8 protein-coding genes are annotated in these 13493 nt (G+C 70.0%); 4 read left to right on the top strand and 4 right to left on the bottom strand.

Annotation, left to right across the window (positions count from 1 at the left end):
* On the bottom strand, nucleotides 1-207 hold a 207-nt coding region (locus ABD289_RS25080; RefSeq protein ID WP_344138087.1), incomplete at its 3' end, for a hypothetical protein.
* 206 nt (nucleotides 208-413) lie between these two features.
* On the opposite strand from ABD289_RS25080, the gene ABD289_RS25075 reads away from it, so the two are divergent.
* Entirely contained in the window at nucleotides 414-875 is a 462-nt protein-coding gene (locus tag ABD289_RS25075; protein ID WP_344138084.1) for an MSMEG_3727 family PQQ-associated protein, read from the top strand.
* A 13-nt stretch (nucleotides 876-888) separates the two neighbouring features.
* Nucleotides 889-2574 (top strand): PQQ-dependent dehydrogenase, methanol/ethanol family, encoded by a 1686-nt coding sequence (locus tag ABD289_RS25070; protein ID WP_344138081.1) that lies wholly within the window; start codon nucleotides 889-891, stop codon nucleotides 2572-2574.
* A 50-nt stretch (nucleotides 2575-2624) separates the two neighbouring features.
* On the opposite strand, the gene ABD289_RS25065 is transcribed toward ABD289_RS25070, so the two are convergent.
* Nucleotides 2625-5300, bottom strand: coding sequence for a cation-translocating P-type ATPase (locus ABD289_RS25065; RefSeq protein WP_344138078.1), 2676 nt, complete (start codon nucleotides 5298-5300; stop codon nucleotides 2625-2627).
* Complete coding sequence (locus ABD289_RS25060) at nucleotides 5297-5917, bottom strand: Chromate resistance protein ChrB (RefSeq protein ID WP_344138075.1); 621 nt, start codon at nucleotides 5915-5917, stop codon at nucleotides 5297-5299. The genes ABD289_RS25065 and ABD289_RS25060 overlap by 4 nt, the downstream gene beginning before the upstream one ends.
* A gap of 210 nt (nucleotides 5918-6127) precedes the next feature.
* On the opposite strand from ABD289_RS25060, the gene ABD289_RS25055 reads away from it, so the two are divergent.
* A complete protein-coding gene (locus tag ABD289_RS25055; protein WP_344138072.1) occupies nucleotides 6128-6574 on the top strand; it encodes an Rrf2 family transcriptional regulator in 447 nt (148 codons plus the stop codon).
* Nucleotides 6575-6961: 387 nt separating this feature from the next.
* Here ABD289_RS25055 and ABD289_RS25050 read toward each other — a convergent pair whose 3' ends face one another.
* Entirely contained in the window at nucleotides 6962-7384 is a 423-nt protein-coding gene (locus tag ABD289_RS25050; protein WP_344138069.1) for an acyl-CoA thioesterase, read from the bottom strand.
* A gap of 308 nt (nucleotides 7385-7692) precedes the next feature.
* On the opposite strand from ABD289_RS25050, the gene ABD289_RS25045 reads away from it, so the two are divergent.
* Nucleotides 7693-13164 (top strand): ATP-binding protein, encoded by a 5472-nt coding sequence (locus ABD289_RS25045; RefSeq protein ID WP_344138066.1) that lies wholly within the window; start codon nucleotides 7693-7695, stop codon nucleotides 13162-13164.
* Nucleotides 13165-13493: the final 329 nt, after the last annotated feature.

Below are 13493 nucleotides of genomic sequence, written 5' to 3'. Positions count from 1 at the left end.
CACTTCACCCACGACTTCACCACCGCCTGGACCAAAATCATGAACCTCGACCGATACGACCAGGTCGGCCAGCCGCTCTGACCTCGGGTTCACACGGGATGAACCGGACCGCGAACCGCGCCGTGCGCACGAATGAAAATCAACTCCCTCGATGCGGATATCGACGCTCAGTGTTCGATTTGGTTTGCAATCCAATTGAATTGACACTTTCGAGCTACGCGGAGAGGCCGAAGTGCCGCACTCGCACTAATATTTTGCGCAGCATTCATCCCGCCTGCTGCATCTGATCTTCGGGTTTTCACTTCCGCGCGGTCTCGGGCGGGACACCGACCAGTGGGTGCGTTCGCGGGCCCACCGCTCACGGCATCCGCTTCGTGATCCGTGAAATGGATTCAAGAGGGAGGTGAGGTCCGATGACGACAGCTGAGGAGCGCACCGATCTGCTCAACGAGGTCGGCTTGGACACGCAGAACAGGGCAACGCTCGGCCGCGTGCTCGGAACCGGCAACGTCGCGCGCGCCACCGAACGCGCCGACGGCACCATGGAGGCGACGATCCGGATCAATCCGGACGAGATCGCCTGGGATCCTTCGATTCTCGTTCTCCCCCACGGGGGCGACGTCGAGCTGACGCTGTTCAACGACGATCTGAACACGCACTGCGCCCTGTTCCCGAGCAACGGCGACAAGAAGTTCATCTGGATGGTGAACCACTCCAAGGGCAAGGCCAGGCTCAACCTCGACGGACCCGGTTACTACTGGTTCAGCTCGCCGACCGGGAACGACGAAGGACGCGGACTCACCGGCGCCATCGTCGTGCTCGGCGAGGTCCCGCCGGAAGCCCGTCTGGATCGCCCGGACCAGCCGCGCCCGTAGAAAGGAACAGGCAATGACCATCGAATACGTGGACGCCGGCGAAGCGATCGACTACACAGCGCTGAGCAACGTCTCCGGGACCGCACCGGCGGTCACCAACGGCATCGACTACGAGCGCCTGACCAACGCGCGTTCCGAGTCGCACAACTGGTTGACCTACTACGGGGACTACGACGGCAAGCGCTACAGCCTCCTTGACCAGATCAACACCGAGAACGTCAAGCGCATCGGCCCCGCCTGGGTCTTCCAGGCAGGCACCGCGGGAATGATCGCCGGGGCCTCGACCTACGCGTTCGAGGCCACACCGCTGGTCGTCGATGGCGTCATGTACCTCTCCGGATGGGACGGCTGGGCCTGGGCGCTCGACGCGAAGACCGGCTCCGAGCTCTGGCGCTACAAGCACGCCGTGCCCTACGACGTGTCGCTGTGCTGCGGCAACGTCAACCGCGGCGTCGCCGTGGCCAAGGGGAAGGTCTTCTTCGTGACCCCGAACGCCCACCTGCTCGCGCTCGACGCGACCAACGGCAAGCGCGTCTGGGAGAAGACCTTCGGCGACGTGCGCGCGGGCGAGAGCGCCTCGCTGGCCCCGCTGGTCGTCAAGGACATGGTCGTCACCGGTAGCGCGGGCGGCGAGTTCGGCGTGCGCGGGCACATGGACGCCTTCGACCTCGAAACCGGCGAGCACCGGTGGCGCTGCTACACCGTGCCCAAGCCGGGCGAGCCGGGCTCGGAGACCTGGCCCGCCGACGGAGAGGCGTGGGCGCGCGGCGGCGCGAACCCGTGGATCACCGCGACGTTCGACCCGGACACGAACCTGCTGTACGCGGGTACCGGCAACCCCGCGCCGGACTTCGACGGCGCCGTCCGCGAAGGCGACAACCTCTACACCGACAGCATCGTCGCGGTGGACGTCGACGCGGGCGACATCCGCTGGCACTACCAGTGCACCCCGCACGACGTGTGGGACTACGACAGCACCATGGAGAACATCCTGTTCGACCAGGACGGGCGCAAGCTGCTCGGCCACTTCGACAAGAACGGGTACTTCTTCGTGCTGGACCGCACCAACGGCGAACTGGTCTCGGTCACTCCCTACGTGGACCGGATCGACTGGGGCACCATCACCCGCGACGGCAAGGTGACGCCCCGGAAGTACCCGGATGCCGAAGGCGACCCGGTGCACTTCTACCCGGGCCCCGCGGGAGCGAAGGAGTGGACGCACGCGGCGTACAACCCGGAGACGGAGCTGTTCTACGTGCCGGTGCAGGACGTCGGGGCCACCGCCACCCGGCGGCGCCGCGAGTTCCGCGAAGGCATCCCGTACTGGGGTGCCGGTGTTCAGGTCGACGCCGACGACATGCGCGGCTCGATCAGCGCCTTCGACGCCACCGGCGAGGAGAAGTGGCGCTGGCGCAACGAGATGCCGATGTGCTCGTCGGTGCTGACCACGGCGGGCAATCTGGTCTTCGCGGGCACCCCCTCGGGTGAGCTCATCGCGCTGGACGCCCGCAGCGGTGAGCTGCTGTGGCAGTTCCAGTGCGGCAGCGGCCACCACGGCAGCCCGATGACCTACATGGTCGATGACAAGCAGTACGTCGCCGTGCCGGTCGGCTGGGGCGGCTGGATCGAGGGCTTCCTGCCCGGGATGCTCGGTGCGGGCCACGGCAGCGCGCTGCTGGTCTTCGCCCTGCCGGACTAGGTGGGATCGGCGAGCGACCTCCGGGCCCCACGCCCGGAGGTCGCTTCATGTCATGACGCCTTCCGGGCCGGGCGGAACTTGGCGAGGTCGATCCAGACCACGGCCGCGATCGGCACGCTGATGGCGAGGAGCCATTGGCCGCCGGTGAGCGTGGTGAGGTGCAGCGCCGCGCGCAGCGCCGGGACGGTCATGATGATGGCGAGCGCTGCGGCGGTGACGAGGGTCCAGAGCGGGAGGAACCCGTTGGACCAGAGGCCGAGCCGGGCCAGCGGGGTGCGTTCGGACCGCATGACCCAGGCCAGGGCCAGGTAGCCGACCATCCAGCTGGTGAACGCGAGCGTCTGGGCCGCGTCGACGGGAGCACCGGTCCAGATCGCCCCCAGGTAGACGGCCGTGACCGCGGCGAAGAGCGTGGCGCCGCTGGTGAAGATCGCGGTCACCAGCCCCCGGTCCAGGAACGGGCGTCGCGGGTCGCGCGGTGACCGGTTCATGGTGTCGGACTCGGCGGGCTCGGCGGCGAAGGTCGCGCTGCCCGCGATGTCCATGAACATCTCCATGACCACGATCTGGATCGGGGTGAACGGAACCGGCAGGCCGAGGGCGACACCGCTGGCCGCGGTGGCGATGAGCGCGACCTTGCACGCCAGGTAGTACCGGACGCCCTTGCGCAGGTTGTCGAACAGCTGCCTGCCTTCGCGGACCGCCCGGGTGGTGGTGGCGAAGTCGTCGTCGGCGAGAACCAGGTCGGCCGCCTCGCGCGCCACGTCGGTGCCGGAGGCACCCATCGCGATCCCGACGTCGGCCTGGGCGAGCGCCGGGGTGTCGTTGACGCCGTCACCGGTCACCGCGACGATCTCGCGTCGCGCGTGCAGCGCGCGCACCAGCCGCAGCTTGTGCTCCGGGCTGGTGCGCGCGAACAGGGTCGTGCGCGCAGCGGCCTCGGCCAGCGCGTCCTCGTCCAGTTCATCGATCTCCGGGCCGGTCAGCAGCGAGCCGGTGCCGTCGAGACCGATCTGCGCGGCGATGGCGCGAGCGGTGTCCGGGTGGTCCCCGGTGATCATGACGACGCGGATCCCGGCCCCGCGCATGGCTTCCACGGCGTCGGCGGCCCCGGGACGCGGCGGATCGGACAGCCCGGCGTACCCAGCGAGGGTGAGCTCGGCTTCGGCCTCGTCGCGGGCCGCCGCGCCACCGCTCAGCGTCCGCGTGGCCAGCGCGATCACCCGCATGCCCTGCGCGGCCATCCGATCGACCCGTTCGCGCTCGAGCTCGCGGTCTTCGCCGGTCAACGCCTCGGCCCGGCCGTCGACGAGCCGGTGGGCGCACCGGGCGAGCACCGCTTCGGGCGCGCCCTTGGCGATCAGCAGCAGCTCGCCGTCGTTCCCGCCGTCGCGGCGGTAGACCGCCGACATGATCTTGCGGTCGGTGTCGAACGGATGCTCCGCGACGAGGGTTCCCGCGACTCCCCCGGGCTCCCCGGTGAGCGCGCCGTTCCGCTCGGCGGCCTCCAGCAGCGCGACGTCGGTCGGATCGCCGAGCACGTGCACGGTGTCGTCCTGGTGGACCAGGGTCGCGTCGGTGCACGCCGCGGCGAGGGCGAGCAGGTTCCGCTGCGCGGGGTCCGGGGCGGTGCCGAGCGGTTCGACCGCACCCGCCGCCAGGTGCGACACGGTCATCCGGTTCTCGGTGAGGGTTCCGGTCTTGTCGGTGGCGATCACCGTGATGGTGCCGAGCGCCTCGGCGGCGCGGAGGCGCTTGATCAGCACGTGGCGCCGGGCCAGGCGGTAGGAGCCCAGTCCGAGGACCATGCTGATGATGATCGGGAGCTCTTCCGGGATGGTGGCGAAGGCCAGCGTCAGCCCGGTCAGGATCATCTCGCGCCACGGTTGCCCGCCGAGCAGCCCGACCAGCGGGACGAGCACGCTGAACGCCATGGCCAGCCAGGCCAACCAGCGGGCGAGATCGCGCATCGCCTGCTGCAGCGCGGTTCGCGGCGGTTTCGCCTCGGTCACCAGGCCTGCGATCCGGCCGATCTCGGTGCTCGTCCCGGTGGCGACCACGACCGCACGCGCCCGGCCCGCCGCCACGGTCGTACCGGCGAAGACCAGGTTCGAGCGCTGCCCGAGCGGGGCGTCGGAGGGCAGGATCTGATCGGCGTGCTTGTCGGCGGGCATCGACTCGCCGGTCAGCACGGATTCGTCCACTCGCAGGCCGACCGATTCGATCAGCCGCGCGTCGGCCGCCAGCCGCTCCCCCGCGCGCAGCACCAGCACGTCGCCGGGCGCCAGGTCCTCGGTCGGCACCTCCCGCACGCGGCCGTCCCGCAGCACGGGCGCGCTCGGAGCCGAGAGCCTGCTCAGCGAAGCGATGGCGGCTTTGGCGCGGTACTCGGTGAACACCTCGACGAGCACCACCACGGCGATGATCACCACGATCGCCACGGTGTCCTCGAGCTTGCCCCACACGCCGTAGAGCACCGCCACGGCGAGCAGCAGCAGGATCATCGGCTCCGTGCTCTCCTCGCGGAGCACGCTCCAGAAGGTGACCCGACGCGGCCGGATCCGTCGATTGGGGCCGGACCGCGCCACGCGGAGCGCGGCCTGCTCGTCGGAGAGCCCGCGTCCGGCGTCCACGCCGAGCCGGTCCAGCACGCCCTCGGCCGTGACGGTGTGCCCCTGCTCGACGGCGGCTCGTTCGGCGGGCGCGGCGGACCGGTGCGCGTTCACGAGCGGGCCCGCCCGGAATCGCCCGCATCTCCGGAGCGGCCCACCTGTCCGGAATCACCGGTGGGCGCGGACAGCCCTTCGGCGTCGTAGACGGCGCGGGCGAACCCCTCCAGGGCCTGCCTGCATCGCTGCAACCGCTCGGTCGCGGCGGTGACGTGCTCGTCGGGGAAGAAGTCCCGGGCGGTGATCTTGTCGAGCCAGCCGACGAGCTTGTCCAGATCCTGCTCGATCTCCTCCAGCTCGGCGAAGGTGAACTTCGTTCGCTGGGTCTCCTTGTCGATCTCGCCGAGCAGCTCGCTGCAGCGCTCGGCGAACTCGTCGTACTCGCGCGCCCGGTCGGCGCGAAAGCGGGCCACGATCTGCTCGTCGGTCCCGACCGCGTCCTCAGCGGCCGGCGCGGCGGTCAGCACGAAGGCGCTGCCGTCCTGCTTGCGCACCGCTTCGGCCAGCTGGTCGAACAGCTGCACGTGGGCGTCGGTGCGCGGCAACACCCAAGCACCGTTCTGCAACCCGGCCGCTCCGGCCGCGCGAGCCCGCCGCCACAGCGTCACCCGCGGGCTCGACGGCGAAGCCGGCAGCTGCGCCAGCAGCAGCACCCATCCGCTCGATTGCAACACGTGTTGCACGCTACCGGGTGGCGTTCTGGTGCAGCAACAGGTGTTGCACGGCTGCGCACGACAGTACCGCGCCCGCCCACCTCGGAGCTCGGCCCGCACCCGGCGCCGGCTGCGAGACGCACCCGCTTCGGCCGGGCACCGCCCGCGCACGTCTTGCCGCACGTCGTTGTAACAAATAATGTTACGACCAGCTCGAGGGAGGAGTTCGACGTGAGCGCCAACAGCAGGCTGACCGTTGCGGCGCACGCCCTGACGTGGATCGGCCTGCACCAGCGGCGCGGCCACGAGGTCGCCACCTCCGAGCAGATCGCGACGAGCGTGAGCACCAACCCGGTGGTGATCCGCCGCCTGCTGGCCGAGCTGCGCAAGGCCGGCCTGGTCGATTCGCAGCGGGGGACCGGGGCGGGCTGGCTGCTCGCGCGGCACCTGGCGGTGATCACCCTGCTCGACGTCTACCAGGCGATCGAGCCGGGACCGGTCTTCGCACTGCACCGCGCGCCACCGGACCCCGAATGCGTCGTGGGCCACGGCATCGGACCGGCCATGGCCGCCGTGTACGACGGCGTGGAAACCGCCCTGCGCAGCGAACTGGCCAAGACCACGTTGGAGGACGTGCTGCGGGACGTGACCGTCCACGAGACGTGCAACGCCGGCTGAGAGGAGCGGGCCAGGACCCGCAGGACGCGTCCGGGTTCGCGGGACCGTGCCGATCTCGTCCGGTTCGGTAGGCCCGGCAGCGCCCCACGGCTCCGAGCTCGTCCCGAATGAGCGCGGACCGCGATCGATGCGGTCAGCACCCGGAACTCGACTGCGTTGTCCGCACTCGACAAGCCGTTGACGGTGTCATGCGAACCGAACCCCCGGCATCCGCGGGCGGCACGACGCGGTCGGTGACCCGCGCGAGGCCGACCGCGCAACCGCACCGGATGCACCGCCCGCTCGACTTCCGGGAACCGCACCGAGCGGCTTCGGACGAGCGGCCGACGACTCGGTGCTCGCGGCCGACCAGGCTCGCGGGCAGCGGCACGACGCGTCGCCCGGGGGTCAGGATCCCGGGGCGAGCACCTCCGCGTCGAAGCCGACCGCCTCCAGGGTGGCCTTCGGATCGGCGACGAGCTTGCGCGCGTCGAGGTCCATGATGCCCAGCACGCAGGTGATGTCGGCCGAGATCGTGCCGTCTTCCTTGGTGATCACGGTGTCGAGGTTGAAGGACTTCCCGGAGCCGAACTTGGCCTCGCAGGAGGCCTCCACCCGCTCGTTGGCGCGCAGCTCGCGCCGGAAGTTCACCGTGGTGCTCAACAGGACCGGGGAGCGCTTGGTCGCGACCAGCCCATCCCAATCGCACCCGGCCGCCCGGAACCCGGCGACGCGAGCGACCTCGCCGTACTGGTGGTACACGGCGTGGTTGACGTGACCGAGAGCATCGAGCTCGTAGCTGCGGACCTGGATGGGAACACGAAAAGTCACCCATCCAGCCTAGGCGCGGCCCCGTGACCCCCGGATCAGATCATGACGAGGATCGCACCACCGACGTCGCACCCGCGTCGTGCCGGGCCGCAACCCGCCAGGCGGCGGCGCGGGAGAGGGCCGTCGCGGAATCGTCAACGTTCCGCCGGGGTATTTTTGTTGGGTTCCCACAGCGCGACGGCTCCGGCATGCGCGAATCACTACATTGGCGTAGCGGGTCCCACTCCAGCAAGGTGTAGGTCAGGTTCAGGCGCCGCTCCGAATCCCGGACGTCGCCGTTTTCGTTCTGCGTAATGGAGGCTCATCCGGTGTTCAGTCGTGTTGCCATCGTCAACCGTGGAGAGGCCGCAATGCGGCTCATCCACGCGGTCCGGGATCTCGCGGCCGAAACCGGCCAGCGGATCGAGACCGTCGCCCTGCACACCGACGCCGACCGCACCGCGACCTTCGTGCGCGAGGCCGACCGCGCCTACTCGCTCGGACCGGCCTCGGCACGCCCCTACCTCGACCACACCCTCCTCGAACGCGCCCTCCTGGACTCCGGAGCGGACGCCGCTTGGGTGGGCTGGGGCTTCGTGGCCGAAGATCCCGCCTTCGCCGACCTCTGCGACAAACTCGGCATCACCTTCATCGGCCCCAGCAGCCAGGCCATGCGCCGCCTCGGCGACAAGATCGGCGCGAAACTCCTCGCCGAAGAAGTCGGCGTACCCGTCGCCCCCTGGAGCCGCGGCGAAGTCGCCACCCTCGACGACGCCCGCCGCATCGCCGACGACATCGGCTACCCCCTGATGCTCAAAGCCACCGCCGGCGGCGGCGGACGTGGCATCCGCCGCGTCGACAACCCCGACGAACTCACCGACGCCTACGAACGCACCAGCCAGGAAGCGCTCCGCGCCTTCGGCTCCGGCGCCGTGTTCCTCGAACGCCTGGTCACCGGCGCCCGCCACGTCGAAGTCCAAGTCATCGCCGACGGCGACACCGCCTGGGCACTCGGCGTCCGCGACTGCACCGTGCAGCGCCGCAACCAGAAAATCATCGAGGAATCCGCCTCACCCCTGCTCAGCCCCGAGCAAACCACCCACCTCAAGAACTCCGCAGAACGCCTCGCCACCGCCGTGGGCTACTGCGGCGCCTGCACCGTGGAATTCCTCTACCACCCCGACGAGGAACTCTTCGCGTTCCTCGAGGTCAACACCCGCCTGCAGGTCGAACACCCCATCACCGAAATCACCACCGGCACCGACCTCGTCCGCCTGCAACTCCACACCGCCGCAGGCCGAAAGCTCGAAGGCACCCGCCCGGCCGAAACCGGCCACGCCGTCGAAGCACGCCTCAACGCCGAAGACCCGGACCGCGACTTCGCCCCCGCCCCCGGCCACATCACCCGCCTGAACCTGCCCGCCGGACCCGGCATCCGCGTCGACACCGGCATCAGCGAAGGCGACACCATCCCACCCGACTTCGACTCGATGATCGCCAAGATCATCGCCTACGGCCACGACCGCGACCAAGCCCTCGCCCGGCTACGCCGCGCCATGACCGAAACCACCGTCCTCATCGACGGCGGCACCACCAACAAGAGCTTCGTCCTCGACCTCCTCAACCGACCCGAAGTCATCAACGCCACCACCGACACCAGCTGGATCGACCGCGAACGCGCCCACGGCGGCCTCACCATCCACCAGCACTCGGCCATCGCCCTGACCGCCGCCGCCATCCAGACCTACCAAGACCACGAACAAGCCAGCCAACAACAACTCCTCTCCACCGCGCACGGCGGACGCCCCCAAACCCAGCACGACCCCACCGAACCCCTCGACCTCAAACTCCGCGGCGTGAGCTACCGCACGCGCGTCGCCCGCGTCGGCCAGCAGCGCTTCCGCGTCGACGCCTCGGCAGGCCAAGTCACCCGCCGGGCCGAAGTCGAACTCGAACGGTTCGACGAGCACAGCGGCCGAATCGCGGTCAACGGCCACAGCTACCGGCTCACCACCGCCACCCACGGACCGACCCACCTCGTCGAGGTCGACGGCGTCGCGCACCGCATCAGCCAGGACGAGGGCGGCGTGCTCCGCTCCCCCGCACCGGCACTCGTCGTGGCGACTCCGCTGTCCGTCGGTGACGAGGTCGAATCCGGCGCTCCCGTGCTCGTGCTGGAAAGCATGAAGATGGAAACGGTGCTGCGCGCACCTTTCCGCGCCCGCGTCCGCGAATGCCCCGTCTCCATCGGCGGCCAAGTCGAAACCGGCGCCCCGCTGATCCGACTCGAACCGCTCGCCGATGACGACGGCGCCGGGGAAGCAGGCGGCGCCGAGGACGAGGTCGAGATCGACCTGCCCGCCGACCCGGTGGAGGCGTCCCCCGCCGAGCGGGCCGAGCGGGCGTCGCAGGATCTGCGCAGCCTGTTGCTGGGCTTCGACGTCGACGCGCACGACCGCAAGCGCGGGTTGTCGGACTACCTCGCCGCCCGCGCCGAGCTGGGTGATCGGCCCCTCCCCGGCGAGCTGGACCTGCTGACGGTCTTCGCCGACCTCTCCGAGCTCAGCCGCAGCAAACCGGGTGGCGAGTTCGCGGCGAAGCCCGGCAGTCCGCGCGAGTACTTCCACAGCTACCTGCAAAGCCTGGACGTCGAGCGGGCGGGTCTGCCCGAGAGGTTCCAGGCGAAGCTGACGAAGGTCCTCGGCCACTACGGCGTCACCGATCTGGACCGCACTCCCGAGCTGGAGGCCGCGGTCTTCCGGATCTTCCTGGCGCAGCAGTCGATGTCGACCAACGTGGCCGCGGTGTCCGAGCTGCTGCACAAGTGGCTCGCGAGCGCGACCCCGGTGGAGCCGCTGCGCGAGCAGGCCGGGCTCACCCTGGAGCATCTGATCGAGGCGACGCAGGTGCGCTTCCCCGCCGTGTCGGATCTGGCGCGGGGGGTGGTGTTCCGGTGGTTCGCGCAGCCGCTGCTGCGCCGCAACCGCGCCCAGGTCTACGCCGCGGTGCGCAACGATCTGCGCTACCTGGACCGCAATCCGCAAGCCACCGATCGCGCCGAGCGGATCCAGGCCATGGTGGCCAGCGCCGAACCGCTGGTGCGGCTGATCGGCCAGCGCATCGGACGCCCCGGCCGCGACCACGCTCCCCTGCTGGAAGTGCTGACCCGCCGCTACTACGGCAACCGCGGCCTGTCCGAGGTCACCGCCACCGAGGCAGCGGGCTGCCGGTTCGTCACCGCCGAGCACACGACCTCGCGCGGCACGACCCGCATGGTCACCACCGCCGTCGACATCGCGAACCTGCCCGATGCCGTCCGCGCGGTGGGCACTTTCGCCTCCGATGTCGCCGAGCGCGGCTTGGTCGCCGACCTCTACGTCGACTGGCAAGACCAGCCGGACGCCGACGCCATGGCAGTACGACTGGGCGAAATCCTGGCCGAACAGCCGCTTCCCACCGGAGTCCGCCGGATCACGACCACGGTCGCCGGTGCCAGCGGTGCGGTGATGCATCACCACTTCACCTTCCGGCCGGGCGAATCCGGCCTGGTCGAAGACCGGTTGATCCGGGGTCTGCACCCGCAGATCGCCCAGCGGTTGCACCTGCAGCGGCTCCGCGAGTTCGACCTCACCCGCCTGCCCTCGGCGGACGAGGAGATCTACCTGTTCAACGCCACCGCCAGGACCAACCCGGCCGACGAACGCCTGGTCGCGATGGGCCAGGTCCGCGACGTGACCCCGCTGCGCGACGCCGACGGCCGACTGGTCTCGCTGCCCGCCGTCGAGGACACCGTCACCGGTTGCCTGGACGCGATCCGCACCGTGCAGGCGCAGCGGCCGCAGAACAAGCGCTTCGACACCAACCGGATCACCATCTACGTCTGGCCACCGCTGGAACTGACCACCGACGAACTCCACACCGTCATCCAGCGCATCCTGCCCACCACCACCGGCGCCGGACTCGAAGAGGTCCAGTTCCTCGCCCGCCAGCGCACCACGACCGGTGAGCTCACCGAGGTCGCCGTGCGCATCGCCCTCGATGCCGGCCACGGGCCGCGGGTGCACATCGACGAACCCAGCACCGAACCGGTGCAACCCCTCGACGAGTACCGCCAGAAGGTGCTGCGCGCCGCCCGGCGCGGCACCGTCTACCCCTACGAGCTCACCGACCTGCTGGCCGGGTCGAAGGGGCGGTTCGTCGAGCACGACCTGGACGAGAACGGCCTGCTCGCGCCGGTGGAGCGCCCCAAGGGCCACAACACCGCGGCCATCGTCGCCGGGGTGGTCACCACGCCCACGAAGCGCCACCCCGACGGCGTCACCCGCGTGGTGCTGCTGGGTGATCCCACCAAGGCGCTGGGCGCGCTCTCGGAAGCCGAATGCTCCCGGGTGATCGCCGCGCTCGACCTCGCCGAGCAGCTGCGGGTCCCGCTCGAGTGGTTCGCGCTGTCGGCCGGTGCGCGGATCTCGATGTCCTCGGGTAGCGAGAACATGGACTGGGTGGCCGCCGCGCTCAAGCGCATCGTCGAATTCACCCAGGACGGCGGTGAGATCAACATCGTCGTCGCCGGGATCAACGTCGGCGCCCAGCCCTACTGGAACGCCGAAGCCACCATGCTCATGCACACCAAGGGCATCCTCGTGATGACCCCCGACTCGGCCATGGTGCTCACCGGCAAGCAATCCCTGGACTTCTCCGGCGGTGTCTCGGCCGAGGACAACTTCGGCATCGGCGGCTACGACCGCGTCATGGGCCCCAACGGACAAGCCCAATACTGGGCACCCAACCTCGCCGGCGCCCGCGATGTGCTGATGGCCCACTACGACCACACCTACATCACCCCGGGCGAGGAAGCACCGCGTCACGCGGGTACCACCGACCCGTCGGACCGGGACATCACCGAATACCCGCACGAGATCCCCGGCAGCGAGTTCACCCGCGTCGGACAGATCTTCTCGACCGAGCACAACCCCGACCGCAAGAAGCCCTTCGACATCCGCACCGTCATGCGCGCCGTCTCCGACCAGGACCACCCCGCCCTGGAACGCTGGGCGGGCATGGCCGACGCCGACACCGCCGCCGTCCACGACGCCCACATCGGCGGAAAACCCGTCTGCCTCATCGGCATCGAATCCCAAGCCATCCCCCGCCGCGGATTCCCACCCGCCGACGGGCCCGACACCTACACCGCCGGAACCCTCTTCCCCCGCTCCTCGAAGAAGACCGCCAGGGCCATCAACGCCGCCTCCGGCAACCGGCCCCTGGTCGTGCTCGCCAACCTCTCCGGATTCGACGGCTCCCCCGAATCCATGCGCAAGCTCCAACTCGAATACGGCGCCGAAATCGGCCGAGCCATCGTCAACTTCGACGGCCCGATCGTCTTCTGCGTCATCTCCCGCTACCACGGCGGCGCCTTCGTCGTCTTCTCCAAAGCCCTCAACCCCAACATGACCGTGCTGGCCCTCGAAGGCTCCTACGCCTCCGTCCTCGGCGGCGCCCCCGCAGCAGCCGTCGTCTTCGCCAACGACGTCAACAACCGCACCGCCACCGATCCCCGCATCACCAAACTGCAGGAAGAGCTCGCCGCAGCCAGCGGCGTCGACCGGGCGGCGCTCAGCGCACAGCTGAGCGAGGTGCAGGCCTCGGTGCGGGCGGAGAAGCTGGGCGAGGTCGCGGCCGAATTCGACGAGATCCACAGCATCGAACGCGCCGTCGAAGTCGGCTCCGTAGACGCCATCATCAGCGCAGCCGACCTCCGCCCCCGCATCATCGACGCCCTCGAGCAGGGCACGAAGAGCTGACCCCGCCGGTTCCGGCGGCTTTCGCCCGCCGGAACCGGCCGGCTCCCGCTCAACTCCGGCCCCGCTCCCGAGCCCACCTCGGGGGCGGGGCCGGATTCGCTTCCGGCCCAACTCGTTCGGGACACCTTCGGAACGCGCCGCGGTAGCGGCCGTTTCGGTTGACGCACCCGAGCTCAACCGACACGTGCTCCGCCCGCCGAGACCGGCTGCGACGCCGCGCCATTCGGGATCCCGGAGGCCGGTGGCGACCGAGATCGGACCGCCGACACCGCCTCCGAACGAGCCGGACCTCTCGGCAGGACTGGGGGGTCCTTCCAGGATGCGGCGGC

Origin of the sequence: Saccharopolyspora halophila, assembly GCF_039531955.1 — a bacterium.
GTDB lineage: Bacteria > Actinomycetota > Actinomycetes > Mycobacteriales > Pseudonocardiaceae > Saccharopolyspora > Saccharopolyspora halophila.
Note: the sequence above shows the minus strand (reverse complement) of the source record. Positions and strands in the feature narration are given on the sequence as shown.

Coding starts and splice junctions, on each gene's coding strand:
- ABD289_RS25075 (WP_344138084.1), top strand. CDS start 414: ATGACGACAGCTGAGGAGCGCACCGATCTGCTCAACGAGGTCGGCTTG.
- ABD289_RS25070 (WP_344138081.1), top strand. CDS start 889: ATGACCATCGAATACGTGGACGCCGGCGAAGCGATCGACTACACAGCG.